This window comes from Amaricoccus sp., assembly GCF_047602525.1.
In the GTDB taxonomy this organism is placed as follows: domain Bacteria; phylum Pseudomonadota; class Alphaproteobacteria; order Rhodobacterales; family Rhodobacteraceae; genus Amaricoccus.
In genome coordinates this window covers 2,037,605-2,064,596 of sequence record NZ_JASGHB010000001.1, presented here as the reverse complement: position 1 = coordinate 2,064,596, position 26,992 = coordinate 2,037,605, and the positions used below count along the sequence as shown (strand labels likewise).

Below are 26,992 nucleotides of genomic sequence, written 5' to 3'. Positions count from 1 at the left end.
ATCAGAGCCAGGTGACGAGCGAGGGCACGTCCGGCCGCGGCCGCTCCGGTGGCGCCGTGTTGCAGGTGCCGATGTAGACGAAGCCCGCGAGCCACTCGTCGCCCGCCACCCCCAGCTCGCGCGCCAGCAGGTCGCGGTCGTAGGCGGGCCAGCCGGTGAGCCAGCTCGCGCCCCATCCGGCCGCGAGCGCCGCGTTGACGAGCGACAGCGCGGCGGCGCCGACGGAAAGCGTCTGCTCGATCGGCGGGGCCTTGTCGCTCGGCTTCGGCACGCCGACGACGGCGACCGCAAGCGGCGCCTGCTCGAAGGCGAGGGCGCCCTTGTCCGCGTCCTGTCCGGTCTCGGCGGCGCGGGCGCGGATGGCGCGGGCGAAACGGTCGCGCCCCGCGCCCTCGATCACCACGAAGCGCCAGGGCTCGAGCTTGCCGTGGTCGGGCACGTGCGCGGCGGCGGTCAGCAGCCGCAGCAGTTCGTCGCGGCCCGGCGCCGGTGCCGTCAGGAGCTTCGCGGGGCGCGAGCGTCGGGTGAGCAGGAACTCGAGGGCGTCCATGATGCGCGGTCTCCCATTTGCCGCGCCGGAGATGTGCCGGGGGAGGGGCCGCGTCAACCCCGGAGGATCGCGACGGCCTCGCCGAAGCCGATGCGGCGAGACCAGCCGGAGGCGCCCGCGCCGGTGGCGACCAGGGCCGCGCGGATCGGGCCGGCGTGGGTGACGACGAGGCTGCCGCGCGGGGTGCGGACGAGCGCGCGGCGGGTGCGGGCGAGCAGCATCGCGACGCTCTCGCCGCCATGGGCCCGGGCGTGGAGCAGGTCGGCGGCCCAGGCGTCCAGCTCCGCCCGCGGCACCTGATCCCACGGCAGCGTCTCCCAGGCGCCGAAGTCGATCTCGGTCCATCCGGGCGCCACCGTCACCGGCACGCGGAAGCGGGCGCCGAGGCGGCGGGCGAGGGTGCGGCAGCGGCGGAGCGGGCTCGTGACGATGCGCGCGGGCCGCGGCAGGCGGCGGGCGAGCCGCGCGGCGCCGGCATCGAGGCCGGGGCCGGGAGCGAGGTCGGTGCGGCCATAGCAGCGCCCCTCGCCGCCCGTGGGCGCGAGGTGCCGCAGGAGGATCAGGTCCACGCGAGGAGGCCGAGATAGAGGCCGAGTTCGCTCAGCTGCTGCGTTGCGCCGAGGCAGTCGCCGGTGTAGCCGCCGAGCTGCCGCTCGAACAGGCCGCGGGCGAGCACATGCCCGAGCGCGAGGCCCGCGAGGCCCGCCGCGGCGCCGCCCGGGCCGGCGGTGGCGAGCAGGATCATGGCCGCGGCAAGGGTGGCGGCGCCGACGAGCAGCGGGCCGCGCCGGCCGAGGCCACGGGCGGTGAAGCGTCCGGTGCCGGTTTCGCGCACGTAGGCGCTGGTCATCACCACGAGCATCGCCGAGGCGCGGCTGGCGCCATGGCCGGCGACGAGCGCGGCGGGGGCGAGGCCGGCGAGGCCCGCGAGCGTCGTCGCCTTGAGCGCCAGCACCAGCCCGAGGCCGACCGCGCCATAGGTGCCGAGGCGGCTGTCGCGCATGATTGCGAGGCGGTGCGCGCGGTCGGGGCCGCCGCCGATGCCGTCGCAGGTGTCGGCGAGCCCGTCCTCGTGAAACGCACCTGTGAGCGCGACGGTGGCGGCCATGGAGAGCAGCACCGCGGGCCCGATCGGCAGCAGCGCCGCCGCCGCCGCGAGGACGGCGGCACCGATCGCGCCGATGGCAAGCCCGATCGCGGGCAGCCACGCCTGTGACGCGGCCATGCGCCCGGGCGTGAAGCGGACCGCGACGGGCAGGGGCACCCGGGTCAGGAACTGCCAGCCGAGGGCGAGCGCCGCCGCCTCGTGCGCGAGCCTGTGGCGCAGGCCGGTCATGCCGGGCCGCTGACGCCTGCGCTCTCGAAGCTCGACATCTCGGTCAGCATGGCGGCGGCGGCCTTGATGATCGGCCAGGCGAGCAGCGCCCCCGTCCCCTCGCCGAGCCGCAGGCCGAGGTCGAGGATCGGCTCGGCGGCGAGGCTCGCGAGGACCGCCCCGTGGCCGCGCTCGGCGGAGCGATGGGCGAAAACCATCGCCCCACGGGCCGCGGGCTCGATCCCGACGGCAGCGAGGGCCGCGACCGAGGCGATGAAGCCGTCGACGATCACAACCCGCCCCGCCGCGGCGGCGCCCAGCATCGCGCCGGTCATCATCGCGATCTCGAAACCGCCGTACTCGGCCATCGCGTCGTGCGGGCCGAGACACGGCACGGTGCGCGCGGCGGCCCGGCCGAGGATCTCGCGCTTGCGGGCGAGGCCCGGGTCGGCAAGGCCGGTGCCGCGGCCGACCAGGGGGTCGAGCGACAGGCCGGTCAGCTTGTGCGCGACGAGCGCGGCGGACGAGGTGTTGCCGATGCCCATCTCGCCGAAACAGCGGGCATGCCAGTCGCCATCGGCGCCGAGGGCGCGGCCGACGCCGAGCGCCGCGTCGAGTTCGGTCGAGGTCATCGCCGGGCCATCGAGGCAGCTGCGGGTGCCGGCTGCGATGCGGCTGGAGACGAGCGCGGGGTGGACGACAGGCTCGCCGGCGACGCCCGCGTCGACCACGCGCAGCGCGACGCCGAGCGAGCGCGCCAGCACGTTCGCCGCGGCGCCGCCGCCGAGGAAGTTCAGCACCATCTGCCGCGTGACCGCCTGCGGATAGGCCGAGACGCCTTCGGTCGCGATGCCGTGGTCGGCGGCGAAGATCGTCAGGCAGCAGGTCTCGAGCCGCGGCGTCAGGCTCCGCTGCGTGCGGGCGACGGCGGCGGCGAGGATCTCGAGCCCGCCGAGCGCGCCCACCGGCTTCGTCTTGCCGTCGATGCGGCGCAGCAGCTCCGCCTCCATTGCCGCGTCCCATGCCGGCGCCGCTTCGGTCGTGCTCTCGTTCATCACCCACCCCGTCTGCCATTCCCCGACCGCGAGATGACAGGCGCGCGGCCGGGAATGCAAGCGGGTCGCCGGCCGGGCGGGCCGGGAAACGCGGCTTGAACCGGCGCTCCGGCTGGCTCAAAGCTCTGGCCAGCGGACAAGGCCGGCCGTCGGGAGAGGCAGGCCGGCGAATCCGGGAGGCACCATGGACGACGACGAACCCCGGCCCTTCCGCCTGCCCGCGGTGTCGCGGCGCGGCTTTCTGGCACTCGCCGCCACGGCGGCGCTGCCGCCGGCGCGGGCGGCGGCGGAGGCGGAGCGGATCGCGGGCCTCGTGGCGCGGATGACGCTGGAGGAGAAGGCGGGCCAGCTGACCGTGATGGCCGACCCGTTCCGCTGGCGCCCCGGCGGGGTCAACCCGGACGACATGAACGTCGACGAGGCGCGGGTGGCGGCCGACATCCGCGCCGGGCGGCTCGGGGCGCTGTTCAACGGCGTGGGCGCGCGGGGGGCGCGCACGGTGCAGCGGATGGCGGTCGAGGAGAGCCGGCTCGGCATCCCGCTGCTCTTCGCCGCCGATATCGTTCACGGGCTGAGGACGGCGTTTCCGGTGCCGCTGGCCGAGGCCGCGAGCTGGGACGCCGATCTCGCCCGGCGCACGGCGCGCGGCGCGGCGATGGAGGGGGGCGCCTCGGGCATCCACCAGACCTACGCGCCGATGGTCGACGTCGGGCGGGACCAGCGCTGGGGGCGGGTGGTCGAGGGCTCGGGCGAGGACGTGCTGCTCGCCGAGATCTTCGCCCACGCCCGGACGCTCGGGTTTCAGGGCAGCTCGCTCGCCGACCCTGCCTCGCTGCTGGCGACGCCGAAGCATTTCGCCGGCTATGGCGCGGCGGAGGCCGGGCTCGACTATGCCGGTGCCGACATCTCGGAGCGGCTGCTGCGCGAGGTCTACCTGCCGCCGTTCCGGGCCGCGCTCGATGCCGGCGCCCTGTCGGTCATGTCGGCATTCAACGCGATTGACGGCGTTCCGGCCACCGGCAACCGCCGGCTCCTGACCGGCATCCTGCGCGAGGAGTGGGGTTTCGGCGGCTACGTGGTGGCGGACTACACCGCCGACCGCGAACTGGTGGCGCACGGGTTCGCCGCGGACGACCGGGACGCGGCGCGGCTGGCGCTGCTCGCCGGCGTCGACATGGTGATGATGAGCGATCTCTACGTGCGCTACCTGCCCGGGCTGGTGGCCGACGGGGCGGTGCCGGAGGCATTCGTCGACGCCGCCGTGGCGCGCGTGCTGGGTGCGAAGGTGGCGCTCGGCCTGTTCGACGACCCCTATCGCGGCAGCGACCCGGAGGTCGAGCGGGCGACGGTGGGCTCTGGCCCGATCCGGGCGCTGGCGCGCGAGGCCGGCCGCCGCTCGGCGGTGCTGCTGAAGAACGAGGGCGACGTGCTGCCGCTGCGGCGCGACGCGCGGGTCGCGCTCGTCGGGCCGCTGGCGGGAGAGCCGGTGAACGCGGTCGGCCCGTGGTCGATCTTTGCCGACCAGTCGCGCGCGGTGACGATCGAGGCGGGCCTGCGCGCCGTGCTCGGCGACCGGCTGACCGTCGTGCGCGGGTGCGAGGCGGAGGCGGAGCGGCCGGGCGGCATCGCCGAGGCGGTGGCCGCGGCCGAGGTGGCGGACGTCGTGGTCCTCGTGGCGGGCGAGCACGCACTGATGTCGGGCGAGGCACAGTCGCGGGTGACGATCGACGTGCCCGCGCCGCAGCAGGCCCTGGCCGCGGCGCTCCTCGCGACGGAGAAGCCGGTGGTGGTGCTGCTGAAGACCGGGCGGGGCATCGAGCTTTCCGGTGCGGTGGGAGCGGCTCCGGCGCTCCTGCTGGTGTGGTTCCTCGGCTCGGAGGAGGGCAACGCCGTCGCCGACCTGCTCTTCGGCGACGCGGCGCCGGCCGGGCGTCTGCCGGTCAGCTTTCCGTTCCGCTCGGGGCAGGAGCCTTATCACTACGCGCATCCGGCGACGGGCCGGCCGGAGACGCCGGAGTCGAGCGCCTACAAGGCGCGCTATCGCGAGGCGCCGAACCGGGCGCTTTATCCGTTCGGGCATGGGCTGACCTACGGGGCGGTGCGTTATGGCGCGGTGCGGCTGTCGTCGGCGACCCTGCCGTGGGAGGGCGAGATCACCGCCTCGGTGCGGCTCGCGAACGCCGGTGCGCGGCCGGTCGAGGAGGTGGTGCAGCTCTACGTCCGCGACCGGGCGGCGAGCGTGGTGCAGCCGGTGCGCCGCCTGCGCGCCTTTCGCCGCGTCGAGGTGCCGGCGGGGGGCGAGGTCGAGGTGGGCTTCACGGTGCGGCGGGAGGACCTGACGTTTGTCGGGACCGATCTCGCGCCCCGGGCGGAGCCGGGGATGTTCGACCTCTGGCTCGCGCCGGACGCGGAGGCGGGTGAGGCGGTGGCGTTCGAACTGGTGGGGTAGGGGGCGGGCGCGCAGCAAGGCGCCAGCCCGACGCGGACGGATCCTGCCGGTCGTCAAAATCCGTCCCTCTCCGGCGTCGTACCTCGTCGGCGGCGACCTTCCGCCACCGGGGGAGAGAGGTCAGCGCCCCTTCATCGCATCGAGCAGTGCGGCGCCGAAGCTGCCGGTCTGCGCGGCCGGCTCGGACTTCGGCGACGGCTCGCGCTTGCCCGGCCCCGGCTTTCCGCCTCCAGGCTTTCCCGCCGGCCGGTCGCCCCGCGCCGGCTGCGGCCGGGCCTCGACCGTGGCCTCTTTCCGCATGGTGAGGCCGATGCGCTTGCGGGCGACATCGACCTCGACCACCCGCACCTTCACCACGTCGCCCGCCTTCACCACCTCGTGCGGATCCTTCACGAAGCGGTCGGCGAGCTGGCTGACGTGGACGAGGCCGTCCTGGTGGACGCCGATGTCGACGAAGGCGCCGAAGGCCGCGACGTTCGTCACCGTACCCTCGAGCAGCATCCCCGGCTTCAGGTCGGAGATCGCCTCGACCCCCTCCTTGAAGCTTGCGGTGACGAAGGCCGGGCGCGGGTCTCGGCCGGGCTTCGCCAGTTCGGCGAGGATGTCGCGCACCGTCGGCAGGCCGAAGCGGCCATCGACGAAGTCCTCCGGGTCGACCGCGCGCAACCGCGCCTCGTCGCCCATCACGCCGCGCAGGTCGCGGCCGCAGGCGGCGACGATGCGACGCGCCACGTCGTAGGCCTCCGGGTGGACCGACGAGGCGTCGAGCGGCTCGGCACCGTCGCGGATGCGGAGGAAGCCGGCGCACTGCTCGAAGGCGCGCGGTCCGAGGCGCGGCACGGCGAGCAGTTCCCTTCGGCTGGCGAAGGCGCCCTTGTCGTTGCGGTGGGCGACGATTGCGTCGGCAAGCGACGGCCCGAGGCCCGAGACGTGCGCGAGCAGCGGCGCGGAGGCGGTGTTGAGATCGACGCCGACCGCGTTCACCGCGTCCTCGACCACCGCCTCGAGCGAGCGGCCGAGGCGGTGCTGGTCGACGTCGTGCTGGTACTGGCCGACTCCGATGGCCTTCGGCTCGATCTTCACCAGCTCGGCCAGCGGATCCTGCAGCCGGCGGGCGATGGAGACGGCGCCACGCAGCGAGACGTCGAGGCCGGGGAACTCCTTCGCCGCCAGCTCGGAGGCCGAGTAGACCGAGGCGCCCGCCTCGGAGACGACGACCTTGGTCGGCTTCGCGCCCGGCAGCTGCCCGAGCAGGTCGGCGACCAGTCGCTCGGTCTCGCGGCTGGCCGTGCCGTTGCCGATGGCGATCAGCTCGACCTTGTGGCGCACGACGAGCGCGGCGAGCGCCGCCTGCGCGCCGCGCACGTCGTTCTTCGGCTGGAACGGATAGACCGTCTCGGTGGCGAGGAGCTTGCCGGTGGCGTCGACCACCGCGACCTTGACACCAGTGCGGATGCCGGGATCGAGGCCCATGGTGGGGCGCGCGCCGGCCGGGGCGGCGAGCAGCAGGTCGCGCAGGTTGCGGGCGAAGACGCGGATCGCCTCTTCCTGCGCCCGCTCGCGCAGGCTGGCCATCAGGTCGAGCATCATCGAGAGGCCGAGCTTCACCCGCCAGCCCCAGCGGGCGACATCGCGCAGCCAGCGGTCGCCGGGGGCGTCCCCTGTGGTGGAGAATACCGCGGCGACCATCGCTTCGACCTGCGGCAGGGCGGTCTCGTCGGGGGCGATGTCGAGGGTGAGCACGCCCTCGTTCGCGCCGCGCATCATCGCGAGCGCCCGGTGGCTCGGCACGCCGGCCCACTTCTCGGTGTGCTCGAAATAGTCGGAGAACTTCGCGCCCTTCTCTTCCTGACCTTTGACCACCCGCGCGGTGAGCATCGCCTCGCGCTGCAGGAACGCGCGGAGCCGGCCGAGCAACGCGGCATCCTCGGAAAGCTGCTCGGTCAGGATGTCACGGGCGCCGGCGAGCGCCTCCTTCGCGTCCGGCACCTCTTCGCTCAGGTAGCCGGTGGCGTGGGTCTCGGGTGCGGCGGCGCGGTCGGCGAGGATCGCCTCGGCGAGGGGCCCGAGTCCGCGCTCGCGGGCGATCATCGCCTTGGTCCGGCGCTTGGGCTTGTAGGGCAGGTAGAGGTCTTCGAGCGTCGCCTTGGTGTCGGCGGCGGCGATCTGCGCCTCCAGCTCCGGGGTGAGCCTCCCCTGCTCGCCGATCGAGCCGAGGATCGCCGCGCGCCGCGCCTCCAGCTCGCGCAGGTAGACGAGCCGGTCGGCCAGGGTGCGCAGCTGCGTGTCGTCGAGGCCGCCCGTCACCTCCTTGCGATAGCGCGCGACGAAGGGAACGGTGGCGCCCTCGTCGAGCAGGCCGGCGGCGGCGGCCACCTGTTCGGGGCGCGCGCCGATCTCGGCCCCGATCCTGGCGGCGATGGCGCGGGCGACGTGGGCTTCGGTTTGCAGGGCCATGGCGACTCGCGGGCACGTTGATCGGGAGGCGCACCATAGCCGCCCGCCGCCGCAGGGCAAGCCGCGGGCGGCGGGGCCCTCGCGGCTTCCGGTCGTTGTTTCGGGCAGTGGCGTCGCAAGGGGGCCTTCCGCCCCCTCCTGGCCTTCGGCCAGTTCACCCCCGAGAGTACTTGTCACCAAGAAAAAGACGCGACGGCGGGCGGTGCGGCTCTCGCCCGTGCGCCGCGCCCGCTCAGTGCAGCAGGCCGTGGGCGGCGTCGAGAACGCTGGTCGAGGTGTAGGGCTTTGCCAGAAAGCGGCTGCCGCAGGGCAGCAGGGCGGCGTCGGGAACGCGCTTGCCCGAAGTTACGATGATGTGGACGGGGGGCCAGCGGTCGCGGACCAGCGCAGCGAGGCGCAGGCCGTCCATCGAGCCCGGCATGTCGATGTCGGTGAAGACGAGGCGAATCCGCGAATCGGTCTCGAGCAGCCGAACGGCCTGATCGGCATCCTGAGCCTCGACCACACGATACCCGGCCTGGCGCAACTCGTCGGCAATGGTGAAGAGGATGAGGGCTTCGTCCTCGACCACCAGCACCGTCTCACGCTCAGCCACCCATCTTTCCTTTCGAATCCGCCTCTTCCGCTGGCTTGGCCGTCGCGGGCCAGGGCGCCGTCAGTAAGCACCGAACTCCTCCCGAAGGAAATTCGATCCCGACCGACCCGCCGAAATCCGCCGCGAGCACCCGTTCGATGAGGAACCGCCCGAAGCCGCGGCGCTCCGGCGGCGCCACGGCCGGGCCGCCGGTCTCGGTCCAGCTCCAGATGAGGCGCGGCGCGCCGTCTGTCGTCTCGATCCGCCAGTGGACGGCCACCCGCCCGCCGTCGACAGCGAGTGCGCCGTACTTGAGCGCGTTGGTGCCAAGTTCGTTGACGGCCAGCGCGAGCGTGAGCGCGCGGCGCGGCCCGAGGGCGACATCCGGTCCGGTGACGGTGATTCGCTCGCGCGGGAACGGGTCGAGCGCAGCCTCGACCACGCCGGCCAGCGAGGCGGCGGTCCAGCGTGCGGCGTTGAGGATGTCGTGGCCGCGGCCGAGAGCCTGCAGGCGGGCGTCGAACGCCGTGCGGGCCGAAGCGAGGTCGGTGTCGCGCAGGGTCTGCGCGGCGATCGCCGAGACGGTGGCAAGGATGTTCTTGATGCGGTGCGCCAGTTCGTGCGTCAGGATCTGCTGGCGGAACTCGGACTGCTTGGCCTCGGTCACGTCGCGCATCACGCCGAACATCTTCACCGGCCGGCCGGCGTCGTCGCGGACAAACTCGACGTGACGGGCCATCCAGCGCTCCTCGCCGGTGTCGGCGCGGCGAATGCGGTATTCCACGCTTCTCGCGGCCGAGCCGTCCCGCCGGCTGGCCTCGCACGAGCGCAGGCTGCGATCCTCCGGCACCACCATCGCCTCGAGCACGCTGGTCGGTACGCTCCGGGCCGGCGGAAGTCCCCAGAGCTGCCAGAGCGTGTCCGAGCCGAACACCTCGCCGGCGGTGATGTCGACCTCGAGCGAGGCGATGCCCGCCGCCTCCTGCGACAGCCGCAGCCTGAGTTCGCTGTCGCGCAGCGCCTGCTCGACCCGCTTCTGGTCGTCGATGTCGGTGTTCGTGCCGATCCAGCGATGGGGTGCGCCGTCCGGGCCGTGGATCAGCACGGCTCGGGACAGGTGCCACCGCCAGGCGCCATCCTTCCGGCGCAGGCGCTGCTCGCGCTCGTAGGGCTCGCCTGTCTCAACCGATCGCAGCCAGCGCGCCTCGGTCTCCTGCTGGTCATCCGGGTGGACGATCACGCGCCACCCGGACCCGTGCAGCACGTCGATGGCGATCCCGGTGTAGTCGTCGATCCGGCTGTTCACCCAGAATCTGCCCGCCGTCGAGCCCGGCGACCCAGACATGGTTCGGCATCTTGTCGGAAAAGGTGCGGAACTGCAGCTCGCTTGCGGCGCGCGCCTGCTCCGCGGCGATCCGGTCCGTGATGTCGACGCCTTCGACGAAAATGCCCGACACGGCGCCTGTGGCGTCGCGGAGCGGTTGATAGAGGATGTCGAGCGTCCGCGCCTCGGCGGCGCCGCCGCGGGCGGACCGGAGCAGTACCGGCACGCCGCGGCCGACGACCGGCTCGCCGGACGCATAGATCTGGTCGAGCAGCTCGTAGAAGCCTTGTCCGGAGATCTCGGGCAGGCCCTCGCGGACTCCGAGGCCGAGGACGTCGCGATGTCCGATGAGCTGGCGATAGGCGGCATTTGTCAGCTCGAAGACATGATCCGGGCCGCGGAGCAGCGCCATGAAGCTCGGCGCCTGCTCGAACATCTGGCGCAGCCGGGTGCGGTCGTCGACGACCGCGCGCTCGAAGCGCACCTTGTCGGAGGTTTCGGTGATGAGCACCCAGACGCCGAGGACCTGACCGCGGCCATCGACGATGGGCGAGTAGTCGAGGTTCAGCCAGAATCTGCTCCTCGCTGCCGTTGCGCATCAGGGTCAGCTCCTGGTCGCGGAAGCTGAGGGTGCCGGCGGCGAAGACGGTGCGCAGCACCTCCGCGTTGAACGCCGCCACCTCGGGCCACGCGGCCAGGACGGAAGCCCCGAGGCAGCCGGGATGCTTGCGCCCGGCGATCGGGATGTACGGGTCGTTGTACACCATCACCCCGGTCGGCCCGAGGAACAGCGCCATTGGCACCGGGGCGCGCAGGGCGGTCGCCACCGCGACCCGGAGCGCGTCCGGCCAGTCGGCGATCGGCCCGACCGCGGTTGCGGCCCAGTCGAACGCGGCGATCAGCCGTCCGGCCTCGCCACCGCCGGTCAGGAAGGTGAGATCGTCGCCGGACATCGGTCCTCGCCCTTGGGCGCAGCCGGGCCCCCGGACTGCGAGGTAAGTCGATCTTCTCCGACCATGCAAGCCCGGCACACCCGCCCGGATTGGCGGGCGGGTGTGCCGGGCGCCGCTCGCATTGCTGGATTGCAACCATTCCCCGGCGCGGGCGTTCCAGATCTGCAAGTCACTGACGTAACCCCTTCGGGAAGAACGAAAGGATAGACAATGAGCAACAGCACGATGGACAAGGTGAAGGGCACTGCCAACGAGATGGCTGGCAAGGCGCGCCAGGCTGCCGGCAAGGCTCTCGACGATCCCGAGATGCAGGCCGATGGTCTCGCCCAGGAAGGCAAGGGCAAGCTGCAGAAAGCCGAAGGCGAGGCGAAGGATGCCGTGAAGCGGATGGTCGACAAGGTCTGATTGCGAACCATCGCCCGATCCGAGGGCCGTCCCGTGGGGGCGGCCCTTTTTCCTTGCGGCGGTGCGGTGCCTACGCGGGTGCGAGTGGAAAGCGCCGGACAAGGTGGAAGCGGCCATCTGGCGCTTCGGAGAACCGGCAAATCTCTCGCACGGGCATCGGCTCTGCCAGAAGCGGCTGGAGCCTGTCGGCGAGGGCGGATCGGGCGGCCTCCGGGGTGCCGAGCGGTCCGGTCAGGGTCATGTGAAAGCGGAAGCGATCGAGCACGTGAGGGTAGCCCCACGCCGCAAGATGCGCCCGCCCGGTCGCGTCGAGCCGTTCGGGTCGGCGGCGGGCCGTCTCCGCGTCGGTGAGCTGGGCGCGGAAGCCGTCGAGCCCTTTCACCAGTCCGGCCTCGAGCGTCGCGAGCGCCGTCGGTGCGGCGGCCGGCACCAGCGCCACGAATGCCCCGATCACCGCGACATCGAGCCGCAGCGCAAAGCCCGGCAGCGCCAGCGCGAGGCGCGCGGTGGCGGCGTCGAGGTCCGGCAGCGCCTCCGCGTTGGCGAGGCGGAACGGCGCCTTCAGCGTTGCATGAAAGCCGTAGCGGGCCGGCTCGGCCACGGCGGTGGCGGCAAGCGGCGCGTCGGCCGGTCTTGAGACTTCAGCCCCGGCCTCAGGGTCCCAGCCGAGCCATGCGGCGCCGAAACGCGCGAGCGCGCTGCCTTGCGGCGGCGCGAAATAGATTGCATGCCGCCGCCACTCGCCCATGCTGCCGCCCGAAGGTGATGACGAGCGAAGCCATGCCATACGACAGCCGTACCGCGCAACCGGGCGAGATCGCGCTCGCCAACGCCCGCCTCGTGCTGGCGGGCGAGACCCGGCCCGGCAGCGTGCTGGTGCGCGACGGGCAAATCGTGGCGGTCAACTCCGGTGCCGCGGTGCCGCGGGGCGCGCTCGACTGCGAGGGCGACCTGCTGGTGCCGGGGCTGATCGAGCTGCACACCGACAATCTCGAGCGCCATCTGGAGCCGCGGCCCGGCGTCGCCTGGCCGCATGGCGCGGCGATCGCCGCGCATGACGCCGAGCTGGCCGGCTGCGGCATCACGACGGTGTTCGACGCCCTTCGCGTCGGCTCGCTCGTCTCGGGCCGCGAGCGCGGCTATGCGCCCTATGCCCGTGCGCTGGCGAGCGAGATCGACGCCTTGCGCCGGGCGGGGGCGCTGCGCCTGTCGCATCGGTTGCACCTGCGGGCCGAGACCTGCTCCGAGACGCTGACGGAAGAGCTGGCGGCGTTCGGGCCGGAGGACGAGGTGGGGATCCTCAGCCTGATGGACCACACCCCGGGACAGCGGCAGTTTCGCGATCTTGCCGCCCTGCGGGTCTACACCCGGGGCCGCCGCACCGTCACGGATGCGGAGTTCGATGCGCTGGTCGCCGAGCGGCTCGAGGTTGCGGCGCGCTTCCGGGAAGCGCACGAGGCGGCGGCGGTCGCCGCGGCCCGACGGCTTGGCGCGACCCTGGCAAGCCATGACGACACGACGCCCGCGCAGGTGGCGGTCTCCGCCGGCCATGGCAGCCGCATTGCCGAGTTTCCGACCACGACCGAGGCGGCGCTTGCCTGCCGGCGCATGGGGATCGCGGTGATGATGGGGGCGCCGAACCTGCTGCGCGGCGGCTCGCACTCCGGCAATGCCGCGGCGATGGACCTCGCGGAGGCCGGGCTGCTCGACATCCTGTCGTCGGACTACGCGCCGGCGAGCCTGCTGCTCGCGGCGGTGCGGCTCGGCGAGGCGCAGGGCGATCTCGCGGCGGGCTTTGCCACAGTGACCACAGCGCCGGCCATGGCTGCCGGTCTCGCGGATCGCGGCCGGATCGCGCCGGGTCTGCGCGCCGATCTGCTGCGCGTGCGGCTCGCGGGTGGCCTGCCGCTGCCGTGCGGCGTCTGGGTCGCCGGCGACCGGGTGGCCTGAGCCCGATGCTGTCCTACCAGCACGCCTATCACGCCGGTGGCCCGGCCGACCTGCACAAGCACATCGTGCTGGCCGAGCTGCTGGCGCGGCTGACGGCGACGGCGCGGGCGATCTCGTACCTCGAAACCCACGCGGGGCGGGGAATCTACGATCTCGGCGCGGCGGAAAGCCTGAAGACCGGCGAGGCGGCGCAGGGGATTGCGCGGCTCGATCCCGACCCGGCGACACCGTTCGGGCGGGTGATGGCCGAGGTGCGCGACGAAGTGGGCCCGACGGCCTATCCCGGGTCGCCCGCCGTCGCGCGCGTGCTGCTGCGGCCCGACGACCGGATCACGCTCCTGGAGCTGCACCCGGGCGAGCACGCGGGCCTGCGGGCGGCGCTTGCCGGGCCGGGCGTTGCCATCCATCGCCGCGACGGGCTCGAGGGCGGGCTTGCGCTGGCGCCGATGACGCCGCGGCGCGGGCTGGTGCTGGTCGATCCGTCCTATGAGGTGAAGTCGGAGTATGCCGCCGTTGCGGCCTTCGTCCGCCGGCTGCTGGCGAAATGGCCGGAGGTGGCGGTGCTGGTCTGGTATCCGCTGCTGCCCGCCGGACGCCACGCAGAGCTTTTGTCGGGCCTGCATCCGCTGGTGCCAAAGGTCGACGAGGTGGCCTTCGACCCGGAACCGGCGCGCGGCATGACCGGCTCGGGCCTCGTGCTGCTGAATGCGCCGCACGGCGCCGAGGCGGCGTTCGCCGCCGCCCGTGCCCAGGCCGCGCCCGTGCTGGTGCCGGTCAATCGGCGGGCATGAGCCGGCTCTGGAACGCCCAGTGGTCGGCGCACATGGCGTCGAGGCCGAGGGTCGCGCGCCAGCCGAGCAGGGCCTCGGCCCGCCGCGGATCGGCGACGCACTCCGCCACGTCTCCCGGCCGCCGTCCGACGATCTCGCACGGGATCTCCCGCCCCGAGGCCCGGCCGAAGGCGGCGACCGCCTCCAGCACGCTGTAGCCGCGGCCGCAGCCGAGGTTGAGCGGCAGGTTCCGGCCGCGACCCTCGCCCTGCATCAGGTACTCGAGCGCCGCGAGATGTCCGCGCGCCAGGTCGACGACGTGGATGTAGTCGCGCACGCCGGTCCCGTCCGGCGTCGGGTAGTCGTTGCCGAAGACGCGCAGCTGCGCGCGCCGGCCCGCCGCGGTCTGGGCGATGAACGGGAAGAGGTTGTTCGGCACCCCCCGGGGGTTCTCGCCGATCTGCCCCGAGGCATGGGCGCCGACCGGGTTGAAATAGCGCAGCGACATCGACGCGAAGTCCGGCCACGCCACCGCGAGGTCGTCGAGCAGCGCCTCGGTGAACAGCTTCGTCCGGCCATAGGGGCTGGTCGCCCGGATCGGTGCGTCCTCGGGGATCGGATTGCGCTCGGGCGTGCCGTAGACGGTGGCGGACGAGGAGAACACCAGCCGCTGCACGTTGTGCCGTTGCATGGCGGCGAGCAGCGCCGTCGCGCCGCCGAAATTCACGTCATAGTAGGCGAGCGGAAGCTCCACCAACTCGCCGACCGCCTTGAGGCCGGCGAGATGGACCACCGCGTCGGGTCGGTGATCGCGGAAGATCCCGTCGAGCAGCGCGGCATCCCGGATGTCGCCGGCCACGACCGCCGCCTCGCCCAGACCGAGCGTGGCGATCCTCGACGGCACACCGGAGTCCGCGTTGGAAAAGTCGTCGAGGATGACCACCTGCCAGCCGGCGCCGAGCAGCTCGGCGACCACATGCGATCCGATATACCCGGCACCGCCGGTTGCAAGAACGGTCGGCATCGCACCTCACTCGGCAAATAAAGGAGCGCGCACCCTCGCGGATGCGCGCTCCAATCGTTAGCCGAACCGGCCACGTCGGGGAAGTCCCAACTCCGGGGCCGAGGCGGACGTCAGGGCTGCTTCGGCGCTTCGGGGGCGGCGCCGGGAGCCGGAGCCGCGGGCTCGGCGGGCGCCGGGGCCATCGTCGCCGGCGGAGTCGCGGGGGCCGGATCCGGAGCGGGTGCCGGCGCGGGAGCCGGGGCCGGGGCGGGCGCGGGAGCCGGGGCGGCGGGAGCCGGAGCCGGCGCGGTCGCTGGCGGCGGCGGGGGCGGCGCGTGCCGCGAGCCCATGAAGAAATAGATCCCAAGGACGACGACGATCACGCCGACGACCCAGTGCCACGTTTTCATGCGGTTTCCTCCACCGAAGGTTGAGGGGCGACGTACCCCCGCGCACCGGGCAACGGCCAACCCGGGTCGCGGGTTGCAGAGTGTGCAGTCGTTCTCCCCTCGGCAAGCCGGAAACGACAGCGACGGGCCGGACTTTGCGCAGCAGATCCCGGCGCGGATCTTCACTTGTGCCGCGAAGTGCCCTATTGTCCCGCACCCGGGCCGGGGCGGCTGCTCCGGCTTCCTCATCCTTTGCAACGATCAGAAGGACGGCACGACCATAGCCCGCAGACCGCACAACGCGCCCCCGACGCGCGACACCGGCCCCCGCGTCAACGAGCGCATCCGCGCGCCGGAGATCCGTCTCATCGGCGCGGACGGCGAGAACATTGGCGTCATCACGCCCGACCGGGCCATGACGCTGGCCGAAGAGGCCGGCCTCGATCTCGTGGAGATCTCGCCGAACGCCACGCCCCCGGTGGCCAAGATCATGGATTTCGGAAAGTACAAGTACGAAACCCAGAAGAAGGAATCCGAGGCGCGGAAGAAGCAGAAGGTCATCGAGATCAAGGAGATCAAGTTCCGCCCCAACACCGACACGCACGACTACGAAGTCAAGATGCGCTCGGTGATGAAGTTCCTGGAGGGCGGCGACAAGGTCAAGGTCACCCTGCGTTTCCGGGGCCGCGAGATGGCGCATGCCGAGCTGGGCCGCAAGCTGCTGGAGCGGGTGGCCGAGGACGTGACCGAGCTTGGCAAGATCGAGGCGATCCCGCGACTCGAGGGCCGGCAGATGGTCATGATGATCAACCCGGTGAAGCACTGACCCCAGCCGCCGGGGGGATGATGCCGCCCGCGCCCGCAGTGGCGGGGCGGCGGCGCTGACACGCGGCTCGGGGAGGATCCGCGGTATCATGACGATTCTCACGCCCTCCGCCGAGTCCCTCGGCGCGCGCCTGCTGCGCTTCTGGCTGGCCCTGTTCCGGCTGTCGTGGCCGGTGGTGCTGAACCGTGCCGGGCTCGTGCTGATGGGCGTGGTGAGCGTCGTCATGGTCGGCCGCTACGACACCGGGGCGCTCGCGGGGTTTGCACTCGGCAACGCGGTGGTGATGCCGCTGCTCGTCGCCGGCATCGGCTGCCTTGTCGGCGTGATCGCCGTGACCGCGCGTGAGCACGGCGGCGGCGGTGCCGGAACGGCGGAGGTGGCGCTGCGCGGGCTGCACTGGTCGGTCGCGGTCGGTGTCGCCGGCAGTCTGGCGGCGCTGTTCGCCGGCCCGATCCTCGGACTGATCGGGCAGGAGCCGGCGCTGGTCAGTGCCGGGGCGCGGGTCGCGGTGTTCCTTGCGCCCGGCGTGCTGCTGCACCTCGTCTTCGTCGCCGCGAGCTTCTGGCTCGAAGGCACCGGGCGCACCCGGCCGGGGCTGGTCGCCATGGCCGGGGCCAATGTGGTCAACCTCGGGCTCAGCTGGATCCTGATCGGTGGCCGGCTCGGGGCGCCCGAGATGGGCGCCGCCGGTGCGGCCCTCGCCACCACCCTTGCGCGCGCGGTGATGATCGTGGGCTTCATCGGCTGGCTGCTGCGCCTGCCGGAGTTCGCGCCGTTCCGTGGCCGGTTCCGGCTGTGGGGGCCGGGCGGCTGGGCGGCGGGCGTGGAGATGCGGCGGATCGGCGTCGCTGGCGGGGCCTCGTATTTCCTCGAGACCATGGCTTTTGCGACCATGGCGCAGGCGGCGGGCCTGCTTGGCGAGACGCCGCTCGCGGCCTATTCGATCCTGCACAACATCGAGACGACCGTCTTCATGGTAGCGCTCGGCCTCTCGGTCGGCACCGCGGTGCGGATCGGGCAGGCGGCCGGGGCCGGCGATCGGCCGGCGGCGGGCTTCGCGGGCTTTGCCGGCGCGTCGGCGGCGATCGCGCTTGCGGCGGTGATTGGCATCGTCCTCTTCGCCGCCGCGCCGTCGGTCGTCGGATTCTACAGCTCCGACCCCACGCTCATCGCCCGCGCCGCGCCGATCATGGCGATCCTCGCCCTGTCGATGACCTTCGATGCGGGGCAGGTAGCGTTCGGCCAGGCGACGCGCGCGCTCGGCGACGGCTGGGGCACGACGCTCTGCTACGTCGGCGCGTTCTGGGGGGTGATGGTGCCGCTCGGGCTCGGTCTCGCGTTCTGGACGCCGCTGGCGGAGAGCGGGCTTTTCATCGGCACAGCCGCCGGCTGCATCGCCGCCGCCGGCCTGCTCGGCCTGCGCTTCCGTCATCTGCTGACCCGGGTCTGACCGCATGGCAAGCGAACGCAACCGGGTCGTCGATTTCCTGACGTGGCTGCCGCAGGGCGCCGTGCTCACGCTCCTGCGGGCACTGCCGTACCGCGCGCGGCTTGCCACCGGCTCGGCGCTGCTCCGGACGGCCGTCGCCTGCTCCGCCGGGCTCCGGCGCCGCGTCGACCGCAACCTCGCTTTCATCTTCCCGGAGAAGTCCGAGGCCGAGCGCACCGCGATCCGCTGGCAGACCGCCGACACCTTCGGGCGCAGCTTCACCGAGACCTTCACCGCCCGGGCCTTCCAGGCGCGGGCCCCGTGGACCGAGCCCGCGGGGCCCGGCTGGCCGGCGCTGCAGGCGGCGCTGGCCGAGGGCAAGGGCGCGCTGCTCGTCGGCGGTCACTTCGGCCAGTGGGAAGCGGTGCGCGGCGCGCTCAAGGCGCGCGGCATCGAGGTCGGCGCGCTCTATCGCCCGCTCAACAACCCGTGGGTGCAGCAGGTCTATCTGGGCAACATGAGCACCCACGGTTCGCCGATGCTGCCGCGCGGCCGCGAGGGGATGAAGGACCTGATCCGTCACCTGAAGCGGGGCGGCGTGGTCGCGGTGCTGCTCGACCAGTACGTCCTCGACGGCGACATGGTGGAGTTTGTCGGCCAACCCGCGCCGACCGGCACGGCGGTGGCGGCGTTGGCCGCGCGCTACAACGTGCCGATGATCCCGGCCTACGGCACGCGCCAGCCGGACGGCGTGACGATCGCCATCGACTTCGAGGTGCCGCTCGATCCCGGCACGCCCGAGGCGATGACGCAGGCGGCGGCGGACAGTCTCTCGGCACGCATCCGAGAGCATCCGGGGCAATACTACTGGTTTCACCGCCGCTGGAAAAAGAAACTCTGATGCGATTTTCCGGTCGAGCCTTTAGCCGGGGCATGCCGGCTACGAGGGACTGCTGTCTGAACTCGGACGCATCCCTCAGCGATCGGACGAGAAAAGAATGGCCTACTACGACGGTTCAAGCGCCGTGATAACCGGAACGACCGACGCGGATATCGCAGATCTCACCGCAACGGTGCCTATACGCTCGACACCGTTAATCTTGACGCTGGCGCGGACGATTTGTATCTCGGGAATGGGTTTCTCTCCGTTTATATTACCAACGGATCATTTTGTGGCGGGGCTGGTGTAGATAGCCTTCATGTGATCGGATCGTATCAAATAAATGTACATATGTATTGGGGAATTTTTCGAGATCCTGGAATGTATTGTTGAGTATTATTAAGGATATTGAGAATATCTATGGTCCGTCAGGCGCCGATGTCATTGTCGGCGACTCCAATAACAATCTGATCAGGCGGGATGGACGGAGCCGACACGCTGGCGGGCGGCGCGGGCGGCGACAAGATGTTCGGTGGTGCCGACGACGATACGTTCGTCTACGCCGACGCGACCGACAGCCGCGTGTGGACGCAGCGCGACACGATCGCCGATTTCCAGAGCGGCGACACGATCGACCTTTCGGCGATCGACACCGATGCGGGCACGACGGAGGACCAGGCGTTCCATTTCCTCGGCGATCGCGGCGCCTTCGACGGGCTGGCCGGCGCGCTTCGCTACGACGTGACCGCGCATGGCGTCACGGTGCTCGCCGACGTGGATGGCGACCGGACGATCGACTTCGCGATCGACGTGACAGGGGTCAACAGCCTGGGCGCCGGCGACTTCGTCCCGTGACGGCACGCGGCTCGCTCAGAGCCGCGATGTCCGCTCGGCGAACGCAGCGAAGCCTGCGATGAAACCGGCGAGGCGACTGCGGGTCGTCTCGTCGGCCAGGGCGCCGTCGGCGAAGATCTTGCCGGCGCCCGAGACCTGCAGACGGCCGCCGAACCACGGGTTCGTGCCGAGGGTGCGCAGGACCGGCAGCCACGCGGCCTGCGCGAGGATCGTGCCGAAGCCGCCGGGCGAGGCGCCGATCACCGCCACCGGCAGGGCGCCGAACACCCGGGCGCTGTCGTCGGACGGCCGGCTCAGCCAGTCGACCTCGTTCTTGAACACGCCGGGGATGCCGTTGTTGTACTCGGGCGTCACCAGCAGCAGGCCGTCCGACGCGACGATCGCGGCCTTCAGCCGGGTGACCGCTTCCGGGATGCCGTCGGCGGCTTCGAGATCGGCGTCATAGAGCGGAATGCCGTGCAGCGTCTCCACAACCAGCGTAGTGCCTTCGGGCGCGACCTCGGCCGCGGCGCGGAGCAGGGCGGTGTTGAACGAGCCGCGGCGCAGGCTGCCCGAGATCCCCAGCAGTTTCGCCATCTTTCCCCCTCGCCGGTTTCCGGGTTGCCAGCTCGCGGTGGGCGACCCATCCTGACCGCGAAATCCGACAGAGGACAAGCGTCCGCCATGAAGGTCACGATCGACATCGACTGCACGCCGGACGAGGCCCGGACTTTTCTCGGGCTGCCCGACGTCAAGCCGATGCAGGAGCAGATGATGCAGGAGCTGCAGGACCGGATGCTCGCCACCGTCCGTTCCATGTCGCCCGACGAGATGATGAAGGCCTGGCTGCCTGACGGCATGGCCGGTCTCGAGCAGATGCAGCAGTTTTTCGGCCGGATGGCCTCCGGCAAGGGCTGAGACCGCGCGCGAGAACACGGCTCCGGGTCCGCGCGTTCGACCGCTGCCGGGGGGCAGGCACGCTTGCCGCACTTTGGGCGGCAGTGGTCGCGCGCGGGTGGCTCGGGATCAAGGTGCTGGTCGAGGCGGCGGCCCGGCTGCGGGACACGCCGGCGATCAGCCGGTCGTCCTGCATCCACCCCGCGGTGCTGTCGCTGGCCGGGATCGCGCCCGAGAAGCGGGCCGAGTGGCGCGTCGGGGTGCGCCCCGCCGGTCCGGGCCGGCTGCGCAGCGTCGAGCGCCGTCTGCTCGGCTTTCTCGCTGCGGTGGCATGAGTGCGGCCGCTTCGCGCGAAAAGCGAAGACGGGGCGGAACGATCCGTCATGCGCGGCGTTTATCGGGTCTCACTGTCCCTCGAACTTGCGGCCGGCGCCATCGCGTCGGCCGCTTTTTCTTGGCGGACATTGCCGTGAGAACGACGTATTCTCGTATGAGTTGAAGTCGAAGACATACCCGCAAGATATTATACCAGCGCGCATAGGTCCTGACTCACGCGGGGGATTCCCCTGAGGGCGTTGTCGTGATTCATCATGGAGAACGAAGGGGTTTTCCATGGCGGCAGCGATCGGGCTTCGGGGTGATCTGGATGGTGACGATCTTCGCCGGCTGGCGCGGGACAGCCGGGATGCGAAGCAGGTGCGTCGGCTGCTGGCGCTGGCGGTGATCGCGGAGGGCGGCACGCGGACGGAGGCGGCGCGGGTCGGCGGGGTCGGGCTGCAGATCGTGCGGGACTGGGTGCTGCGGTTCAACGCGGAAGGCCCGTCGGGGCTGATCGACCGGCATGCCCCCGGCAAGGCGCCGACACTGACGGCAGAGCATCGGGCGGCGCTGGCGCAGGTGGTGGAGGCGGGACCTGAGCCCTGGCGCGACGGGGTGGTGCGCTGGCGGCGGATCGACCTGGTGCAGTGGCTCTGGGAGGCGTTCCGGGTGTCGGTGAGCGAGGCGACGGTGGGACGGGAACTCCGGGCGCTCGGCTTCCGCAAGCTTTCGGCGCGGCCGCGGCACTACGCCCAGGATCCGGAGGCGGCGGCGGCTTTCAAAAAAGTCTCCCGGAGCGCGTGGCGGAGGTCCGCGCCGCGCATCCCGGCAAGCGCATAGAACTCTGGTTCCAGGACGAAGCGCGGATCGGGCAGAAGAACAAGCTCACCCGAAGATGGGCGCGGCGGGGCGCCCGACCGCGGGCGCCGCACGACCAGCGCACCGCCTGGGCCTACATCTTCGGCGCGATCTGCCCGGCCGAGGGCAAGGGCGCCGGCATCGTCATGCCGTTCTGCGACACGCCGGCGATGCAGACGCACCTCGCGGAGATCAGCACCGCGGTGGCGCCGGGCGCCCACGCCATCCTCATCCTCGACCAGGCCGGCTGGCACCTCGCCCGCGCCCTCATCGTGCCGAAGAACATCACCATCCTGCCGCTGCCGCCCCGCTCGCCCGAGCTGAACCCGGTCGAGAACATCTGGCAGTTCATGCGCGACAACTGGCTCTCGAACCGGGTCTTCAAGGGCTACGACGACATCGTCGCCCACTGCTGCGCCGCTTGGAACGACCTCGTCGACCAACCCTGGCGCATCCGATCCATCGGCCGTCGGGACTGGGCGCAAGGGTTCTGATCAATGCGGGTTGGTATTAGTATCGCGGAAGTTATTATGTCTGGCTTGGTTCAGCGCAGATCAGCCGGCGAGCCGTTCCGCGAGGTAGCGTGAGAAGTCGTAGAGCGGCCGCTCCAGATGGCTCATCGGGCCGGCGGCGGCCAGAGGCGAGGAGACGCCGCGGAACACCCGCTCGGTGCAGCCCTTGTCCTCCTCGTTCACCTCGTCGAGCAGGCGCTTCGTCGCCGCCATGTGCGCCTCGTGCTCCGGGTCGGCGAGGAAGTCGGGCGAGAGGCCGCCGCCGAAGGTGATGTGGACCTTGCCCGGGCCCCTCGGGTGCAGCGAGAGATACCAGAAGTACCCCGGGGTCAGCGTGATCATCAGCGACGGGTAGACCGCGAAGACCGCGGTCTTGAGCCGCCACTCGCCTTCAAGCGTCGTGTTGGTCCGATGCGCCACCGACAGGGTGAACGACGGGTCCTTGGTGATGAAGTGGATGTTGTAGGCCGGGGCCCCCTCCGGCATCTCGGCGTCGGCGATCGAGGAGACGCCGCCGATCGTGGCCGCGTGGCACGCCGGCAGGTGGTAGCTCTCCATGAAGTTCTCGGCGAGCACCTTCCAGTTGGTGTCCCAGACGTGTTCCTCGCGGAACAGCTCGGTATAGGTCTCCATCCCGAACGGTGCGATTTCGGCCGCGAGCCCGGCCAGCGTTTCGGCGACCGGCGGGGCGTCGGGATTGAGCGTGATGAAGATCCAGCCGAGCCAGACCTCGGAGCGGATCTGCGGCAGGCGCATGTCCTCCGCGTGGAAGCACTGGTTCTTGTCCATGTAGGACGCATTCTTCAGCCGGCCGTCGAGATCGTACATCCAGGCGTGATAGGGGCAGGTGATGACCTTGCGGCGGCCGGTTCCGGTCAGCAGCGTCGACATGCGGTGCAGGCAGACGTTCGACATGGCACGGATTTGCCCGGCGTTGTCGCGCAGCACGATCACCGGCTGTCCGGCGAGGTCGTAGGTGAGGTAGTCGCCGGTCTTCTTCAGCGATTCCGCCCGGCCGACGCAGAGCCAGTCGCGGGCGAAGATCCGGTCGATCTCGGCGCGGGTGACGGCTTCGGAGGTGTAGATCGCGGGCGGCATCGCCGTCGCCTGGTCGAACGGACGCGCGGCCGTCGCCTGCAACGCGGCGATGGGGTCGATCTGGTCCATCCGGGTCATGGTGGCTCTCCGCTGCCTCTGGCCCCGACGGGGCGTCGACGAAAGATCGGTGCTCGGACGAGGGGAGTCGAGAGGTTTCGTGCGCCCGCGCAGGCAGGATGCTGCACCGGCGGCATCGGGCCAAGCATGACCTCGCGAAGTGCTGCGTCGGAAAATCCGACGATCGGCGCGCGCCAGCGGGGCGTTCGGCGTTGCCTCCGGCCGTCGGGTCGGCCATCTGGGGACCGTCGGCAGGAGGGCGGAATGGTACGGGTTGCGGTTTTCGATCTCGACGGGACGCTCGCCGACACCGGGGCAGACCTGATCGCGGCCGCGAATGTGGCGCTGGGGGCGCCGCTGCTCGATCCGCTGCGCGACCGGGCGACGGCCTTTGCCGGCGGGAGGGCCATGCTGCGCGCCGGGCTCGGGCCGGGGCGGGAGGACGAGGTGGAGCGCCTCTATCCGGTGCTGCTCGACGCCTACGCGCAGGCGCTCGCGGTGGAGACGCGGCTCTACGACGGGGCGGAGGCGGCGCTCGACCGGCTGGAGGCGGAGGGCTGGCGGCTCGCGATCTGCACCAACAAGCCCGAAGGGCTGGCACGGTCGCTGCTCGACGCGCTGGGCGTGCTCGGGCGGTTTCCGGTCCTGCTCGGCGCGGACACGCTGGCGTGGAAGAAGCCCGATCCGCGGCATCTGCTGGAGGCGGTGACGCGCTCCGGCGGGACGCGCGCGCGGGCGGCGCTGGTCGGTGATACCGTGACGGATCGTGAGGCGGCGCGCGCCGCCTTTGTGCCCTGCGTGCTGGTGGGGTTCGGGCCGGGCGAGGTGGCGTCACTGGAGGCCGAGGCGGTCATCGGGCATTTCGATGAACTGCCGGCGGTGCTGGAGCGGCTGGTGCCGGGGGCGTGAGGGGAATTAGTCTGGATCGGGTGCGGCTATCAGATTTTCTGCCCGGGCAGTGGAGCACTAGGTCAGGATTGCTCCGACGGATTGCAGTCCGTCGCATTTGACCGCTCTGCGCCCTTCAAAGGATGCCGAGCCGTAGCCCTAGACGTACACTCTGACCATACGCTGGAAGAGCCGAGAGAGCGGAAAGATCTTTGGAAAATGGATTGAGAGCGCGCAGATGACAGGTATTTTTATCGTCGAGGGTAGTTTCTACATTCCGTAGAAATCTTGACGATGGGGTGCCAGCCGACGCATGGCCCCCCACACCCTCACCGCCTCGGCGCGCTGAGGTTGCCGCCGTCGATGCGGCGGAGCGATATCTCGAGGCGGGCCTCGGCGGCGTGGATCTCGCGGAGCGCGTGGCGGGTGTAGAACATGTGCGCGGCGGCGGCTTCTCCGGCTGCCTCCGGATCGCGCGCGAGGATCGCCTCGACGATGTCGCGGTGCTGGTCGCGCAGCACGTCGCGCACCTCGGGGCGGGAATAGAGCCGGTCTCGGTTGTAGAAGACGCCCGTCCGCAGCATCCCGGCAAGTGCGCGCATGATCTGCAGCAGCACGATGTTGTGGCTCGACTCGTAGACCGTGACGTGCAGGTCGACGTCGGCCTCGGCCTCGAGGGCCGCGTCGGCCGGGGCGTGGGCGCGGTCGATGCGCTCCATGCACGCGGTCAGGGCGGCGCGGTCCACGTCGTTCCCACGCTCGGCGGCCAGCGCGGCGGCCATGCGCTCGACGGTGGCGCGGAACTCCAGGTAGTCGTCGATCGTCTCTATCGGCCGCTCGCTCATCAGCGTGATCAGCGGGTCGGTGATCGAGGTGCCGAGCGGCGCGACCACGGTGGCGCCGCCTGCATGGCTTTCCAGCAGGCCCTTTTCCTCGAGCAGCTTGATGCCCTGGCGCAGCGTGGGGCGCGATACGCTGAGCCGGGTGGCCAGCTCGCGCTCGGCCAGCAGTTGCACGCCCGGGCGGAGCGAGCCCTCGCGGATCAGATCTTCCATGTGGCGAGCCACCTGCTCCGCGGCGCTCCCGCCCTTGATCTCTGTCACCGTCGCCGCTCCCTTCCTCATCAGTGGAAAGGCAAGCTACCAGATCGGACCGTGACGGAAAGATGAATTTATTGTTGTGTAAATTTGGTAAAAATGTTTTACCATGTGATTCACTCCGGCGCTGAGTCTTGACCGGGGATGAGGGGGAGATCGCGGCCGTGAGGGTCGCCGGCGCAACCGGCCACTCGGGCGCGAGGTTCCTGAAAGTCGACTATCGAACGCTCCGGGCCCGCAAGAAGGTCCGGGACGGCTTTCCGCGATCTTTGGGGGACAGTCCCGACATGATATGGTCTCAAGTCTACAATCCGCTCGGCAGCATGGCGCTGTCGACGATACTGGCGGCACTGCCGATCGTCGCGCTGCTCGGCGGCATCGGCATCCTCGGCATGAAGGCGCACAAGGCCGCGCTCCTTGCGCTCCTCGTCGCCATCGCCGTCGCCGTCGCCGGCTTCGGCATGCCGGCGAAGATGGCGGCCGCGTCCGCGGCCTACGGTGCGGCGTTCGGCCTGATGCCGATCGGCTGGATCATCCTGAACGTGATCTTTCTCTACCGGCTGACCGAGCAGACGGGGCAGTTCGACATCCTGCGCGACTCCATCGCGGGGCTGACCCCCGACCGGCGGTTGCAGCTCCTGTTCATCGCCTTCTGCTTCGGCGCGTTCTTCGAGGGTGCGGCCGGCTTCGGCACGCCGGTTGCGGTGACGGCGGCCATGCTGATCGGCCTCGGCTTCGCGCCGCTCGCGGCCGCCGGCCTGTCGCTCATCGCCAACACCGCCCCGGTGGCGTTCGGTGCGCTCGGTGCGCCGGTGATCGCACTCTCGGCGGTGACGGGGCTCGACCTGCTGCAGCTCTCGGGGATGATCGGGCGGCAGCTGCCGTTCTTCTCGCTCATCGTGCCGTTCTGGCTGGTCTGGGCGTTTGCCGGACGGCGCGGCATGATGGAAGTCTGGCCGGCGCTGCTGGTCGCGGGTGTGGCGTTCGCGGTGCCGCAGTATCTCGTCTCGAACTTCCACGGGCCGTGGCTCGTCGACGTGGTGGCCGCGCTGGTCTCGATGGGCTGCCTTGCCGCGTTCCTGCGGGTGTGGAAGCCGAAGCGGATCTGGACGAAGACCGGCCTGGACGACGCCGAGGCGCCGCCGGTCGAGGCCAAGCACAGCCATTCGAGCGGCACGGTCTTCCGCGCCTGGCTGCCGTGGATCATCCTGTCGATCTTCGTGTTCGCCTGGGGGACGCCGCAGATCAAGGTGTGGCTCGACTCGATCTACATCTGGAAGATCAGCGTGCCCGGCCTCGACCAGCTGGTGCAGAAGGTGCCGCCGGTGGTTGCCGCGCCGCACGCCGAGGCCGCGGTCTATTCCTTCAACATCCTGTCGATGACCGGGACGGGCATCCTGCTCTCGGCGATCATCTCGGGCCTCATCCTCGGGTTCAGCCCGGTGAAGCTGGTGCGGGAGTACTTCCAGACCGCCTACGTGGTGCGCTTCTCGCTGCTCACGATCGCCGCGATGCTGGCGCTCGGCTACGTCACCCGCTACTCGGGCACGGATGCGACGCTCGGCCTCGCCTTCGCGCAGACCGGCTGGATCTATCCGTTCTTCGGCACGCTGCTCGGCTGGATGGGCGTGGCGGTGACGGGCTCCGACACGGCGTCGAACGTGCTGTTCGGCGGCCTGCAGAAGATCACGGCGCAGCAGTTGGGGCTGAACCCGATCCTGATGGCGGCGTCGAACTCGTCGGGCGGCGTGATGGGCAAGATGATCGACGCGCAGTCGATCGTCGTCGCCTCGACCGCGACCAAGTGGTACGGGCAGGAGAAGGCGATCCTGCGCTATGTGTTCTTCCACTCGATCGCGCTTGCCTGCCTCGTCGGCGTCCTGGTGATGGCGCAGGCCTACGTCGATCCGTTCACGCGGATGGTGCCGGCCGAAGTCATCACAACGACGCCGTAAGGCGCGAGACGGGGGCCGTCCGTGGCCCCCGTCGTTCGAGGGGGGAAATGATGCGACAGTCTGTTGACCGAAGCGCGCTTGCGCGCGAGTCCTGCCCCGACAAGCAGACGCGCTGCGTGCGCCGGGGCGACGGCAGGGAGCGCGGGGAC

At 71.2% G+C, this 26,992-nt stretch carries 27 protein-coding genes; 14 read left to right on the top strand and 13 right to left on the bottom strand.

Annotated features, from left to right (window positions below; genetic code table 11):
- Position 1: 1 nt before the first annotated feature.
- Genes QM699_RS10710 through cobT form a run of 4 tightly spaced genes read right to left on the bottom strand, consistent with a single transcriptional unit; the run spans position 2 to position 2,920 of the window.
- Entirely contained in the window at positions 2 to 550 is a 549-nt protein-coding gene (locus QM699_RS10710; protein WP_415011112.1) for a nitroreductase, read from the bottom strand.
- 53 nt (positions 551 to 603) lie between these two features.
- On the bottom strand, positions 604 to 1,119 hold the full coding sequence (locus QM699_RS10705) for a histidine phosphatase family protein (protein WP_415011111.1): 516 nt from the start codon (positions 1,117 to 1,119) through the stop codon (positions 604 to 606).
- Positions 1,110 to 1,886, bottom strand: coding sequence for an adenosylcobinamide-GDP ribazoletransferase (gene cobS / locus QM699_RS10700; protein ID WP_415011110.1), 777 nt, complete (start codon positions 1,884 to 1,886; stop codon positions 1,110 to 1,112). Before cobS ends, QM699_RS10705 begins: the two co-directional genes overlap by 10 nt.
- Positions 1,883 to 2,920, bottom strand: a complete 1,038-nt coding sequence (gene cobT / locus QM699_RS10695; protein ID WP_415011109.1) for a nicotinate-nucleotide--dimethylbenzimidazole phosphoribosyltransferase — start codon at positions 2,918 to 2,920, stop codon at positions 1,883 to 1,885. The genes cobS and cobT overlap by 4 nt, the downstream gene beginning before the upstream one ends.
- Positions 2,921 to 3,104: 184 nt before the next feature.
- Here cobT and QM699_RS10690 point away from each other — a divergent pair, with 184 nt between their 5' ends.
- The gene (locus QM699_RS10690) at positions 3,105 to 5,369 is read left to right on the top strand and encodes a glycoside hydrolase family 3 N-terminal domain-containing protein (RefSeq protein WP_415011108.1); all 2,265 of its coding nucleotides are present in this window, start codon (positions 3,105 to 3,107) and stop codon (positions 5,367 to 5,369) included.
- Positions 5,370 to 5,489: 120 nt separating this feature from the next.
- On the opposite strand, the gene QM699_RS10685 is transcribed toward QM699_RS10690, so the two are convergent.
- The 4 genes from QM699_RS10685 to QM699_RS10670 form a co-directional block, all read right to left on the bottom strand.
- On the bottom strand, positions 5,490 to 7,826 hold the full coding sequence (locus QM699_RS10685; protein WP_415011107.1) for a Tex family protein: 2,337 nt from the start codon (positions 7,824 to 7,826) through the stop codon (positions 5,490 to 5,492).
- Between the two features lie 232 nt (positions 7,827 to 8,058).
- A complete protein-coding gene (locus QM699_RS10680; protein ID WP_415011106.1) occupies positions 8,059 to 8,421 on the bottom strand; it encodes a response regulator in 363 nt (120 codons plus the stop codon).
- Positions 8,414 to 9,706, bottom strand: coding sequence for a sensor histidine kinase (locus QM699_RS10675; protein WP_415011105.1), 1,293 nt, complete (start codon positions 9,704 to 9,706; stop codon positions 8,414 to 8,416). Before QM699_RS10675 ends, QM699_RS10680 begins: the two co-directional genes overlap by 8 nt.
- Positions 9,621 to 10,235, bottom strand: coding sequence for a PAS domain-containing protein (locus QM699_RS10670; protein WP_415011104.1), 615 nt, complete (start codon positions 10,233 to 10,235; stop codon positions 9,621 to 9,623). The genes QM699_RS10675 and QM699_RS10670 overlap by 86 nt, the downstream gene beginning before the upstream one ends.
- Positions 10,236 to 10,887: 652 nt before the next feature.
- Between QM699_RS10670 and QM699_RS10665 the strand changes: the two genes are divergently transcribed.
- Positions 10,888 to 11,082: a CsbD family protein gene (locus QM699_RS10665; protein WP_415011103.1), complete on the top strand. Its 195-nt coding sequence runs from the start codon at positions 10,888 to 10,890 to the stop codon at positions 11,080 to 11,082.
- Positions 11,083 to 11,152: 70 nt separating this feature from the next.
- On the opposite strand, the gene QM699_RS10660 is transcribed toward QM699_RS10665, so the two are convergent.
- Positions 11,153 to 11,830, bottom strand: a complete 678-nt coding sequence (locus QM699_RS10660; RefSeq protein WP_415011102.1) for a DUF1045 domain-containing protein — start codon at positions 11,828 to 11,830, stop codon at positions 11,153 to 11,155.
- Between the two features lie 17 nt (positions 11,831 to 11,847).
- On the opposite strand from QM699_RS10660, the gene QM699_RS10655 reads away from it, so the two are divergent.
- Positions 11,848 to 13,032: an alpha-D-ribose 1-methylphosphonate 5-triphosphate diphosphatase gene (locus QM699_RS10655; protein WP_415011101.1), complete on the top strand. Its 1,185-nt coding sequence runs from the start codon at positions 11,848 to 11,850 to the stop codon at positions 13,030 to 13,032.
- A 5-nt stretch (positions 13,033 to 13,037) separates the two neighbouring features.
- Positions 13,038 to 13,823: a 23S rRNA (adenine(2030)-N(6))-methyltransferase RlmJ gene (gene rlmJ, locus QM699_RS10650; protein WP_415011100.1), complete on the top strand. Its 786-nt coding sequence runs from the start codon at positions 13,038 to 13,040 to the stop codon at positions 13,821 to 13,823.
- Here the strand turns inward: rlmJ and galE are convergent.
- Positions 13,807 to 14,826, bottom strand: a complete 1,020-nt coding sequence (galE, locus tag QM699_RS10645) for a UDP-glucose 4-epimerase GalE (protein ID WP_415011099.1) — start codon at positions 14,824 to 14,826, stop codon at positions 13,807 to 13,809. The two genes, rlmJ and galE, sit on opposite strands and share 17 nt — an antisense overlap.
- 648 nt (positions 14,827 to 15,474) lie before the next feature.
- Here galE and infC point away from each other — a divergent pair.
- The 5 genes from infC (at position 15,475) to QM699_RS10620 (ending at position 19,184) form a co-directional block, all read left to right on the top strand.
- Positions 15,475 to 16,020, top strand: a complete 546-nt coding sequence (infC, locus tag QM699_RS10640; RefSeq protein ID WP_415012740.1) for a translation initiation factor IF-3 — start codon at positions 15,475 to 15,477, stop codon at positions 16,018 to 16,020.
- 88 nt (positions 16,021 to 16,108) lie between these two features.
- Positions 16,109 to 17,470 carry an MATE family efflux transporter gene (locus QM699_RS10635; RefSeq protein WP_415011098.1) on the top strand — a complete coding sequence of 454 codons (1,362 nt, stop codon included), beginning with the start codon at positions 16,109 to 16,111 and terminating at the stop codon, positions 17,468 to 17,470.
- A 4-nt stretch (positions 17,471 to 17,474) separates the two neighbouring features.
- Entirely contained in the window at positions 17,475 to 18,350 is an 876-nt protein-coding gene (locus QM699_RS10630) for a lysophospholipid acyltransferase family protein (RefSeq protein WP_415011097.1), read from the top strand.
- Positions 18,351 to 18,447: 97 nt separating this feature from the next.
- Positions 18,448 to 18,639: a hypothetical protein gene (locus tag QM699_RS10625; RefSeq protein ID WP_415011096.1), complete on the top strand. Its 192-nt coding sequence runs from the start codon at positions 18,448 to 18,450 to the stop codon at positions 18,637 to 18,639.
- Positions 18,640 to 18,809: 170 nt separating this feature from the next.
- Positions 18,810 to 19,184 (top strand): M10 family metallopeptidase C-terminal domain-containing protein, encoded by a 375-nt coding sequence (locus QM699_RS10620; protein WP_415011095.1) that lies wholly within the window; start codon positions 18,810 to 18,812, stop codon positions 19,182 to 19,184.
- Positions 19,185 to 19,199: 15 nt separating this feature from the next.
- Here the strand turns inward: QM699_RS10620 and QM699_RS10615 are convergent, their stop codons facing one another.
- Positions 19,200 to 19,760, bottom strand: coding sequence for an NADPH-dependent FMN reductase (locus tag QM699_RS10615; protein WP_415011094.1), 561 nt, complete (start codon positions 19,758 to 19,760; stop codon positions 19,200 to 19,202).
- A gap of 87 nt (positions 19,761 to 19,847) precedes the next feature.
- Between QM699_RS10615 and QM699_RS10610 the strand changes: the two genes are divergently transcribed.
- The 3 genes from QM699_RS10610 (at position 19,848) to QM699_RS10600 (ending at position 21,730) form a co-directional block, all read left to right on the top strand.
- Positions 19,848 to 20,081, top strand: a complete 234-nt coding sequence (locus QM699_RS10610; protein WP_415011093.1) for a DUF6489 family protein — start codon at positions 19,848 to 19,850, stop codon at positions 20,079 to 20,081.
- An 83-nt stretch (positions 20,082 to 20,164) separates the two neighbouring features.
- On the top strand, positions 20,165 to 20,395 hold the full coding sequence (locus QM699_RS10605) for a hypothetical protein (protein WP_415011092.1): 231 nt from the start codon (positions 20,165 to 20,167) through the stop codon (positions 20,393 to 20,395).
- Between the two features lie 277 nt (positions 20,396 to 20,672).
- Positions 20,673 to 21,730 (top strand): IS630 family transposase gene (locus QM699_RS10600; protein ID WP_415009400.1). Its coding sequence is split into 2 segments (ribosomal slippage): positions 20,673 to 21,153 and positions 21,153 to 21,730, totalling 1,059 coding nucleotides; the frame shifts between segments, so codons are not numbered across the junction.
- 60 nt (positions 21,731 to 21,790) lie between these two features.
- Here the strand turns inward: QM699_RS10600 and QM699_RS10595 are convergent.
- Complete coding sequence (locus QM699_RS10595) at positions 21,791 to 22,924, bottom strand: aromatic ring-hydroxylating oxygenase subunit alpha (protein WP_415011091.1); 1,134 nt, start codon at positions 22,922 to 22,924, stop codon at positions 21,791 to 21,793.
- Positions 22,925 to 23,167: 243 nt separating this feature from the next.
- Here QM699_RS10595 and QM699_RS10590 point away from each other — a divergent pair, with 243 nt between their 5' ends.
- Positions 23,168 to 23,812: an HAD-IA family hydrolase gene (locus tag QM699_RS10590; protein WP_415011090.1), complete on the top strand. Its 645-nt coding sequence runs from the start codon at positions 23,168 to 23,170 to the stop codon at positions 23,810 to 23,812.
- 308 nt (positions 23,813 to 24,120) lie between these two features.
- On the opposite strand, the gene QM699_RS10585 is transcribed toward QM699_RS10590, so the two are convergent.
- Complete coding sequence (locus QM699_RS10585) at positions 24,121 to 24,894, bottom strand: FCD domain-containing protein (RefSeq protein WP_415011089.1); 774 nt, start codon at positions 24,892 to 24,894, stop codon at positions 24,121 to 24,123.
- A 281-nt stretch (positions 24,895 to 25,175) separates the two neighbouring features.
- On the opposite strand from QM699_RS10585, the gene QM699_RS10580 reads away from it, so the two are divergent.
- Complete coding sequence (locus QM699_RS10580; RefSeq protein WP_415011088.1) at positions 25,176 to 26,843, top strand: L-lactate permease; 1,668 nt, start codon at positions 25,176 to 25,178, stop codon at positions 26,841 to 26,843.
- Positions 26,844 to 26,992: the final 149 nt, after the last annotated feature.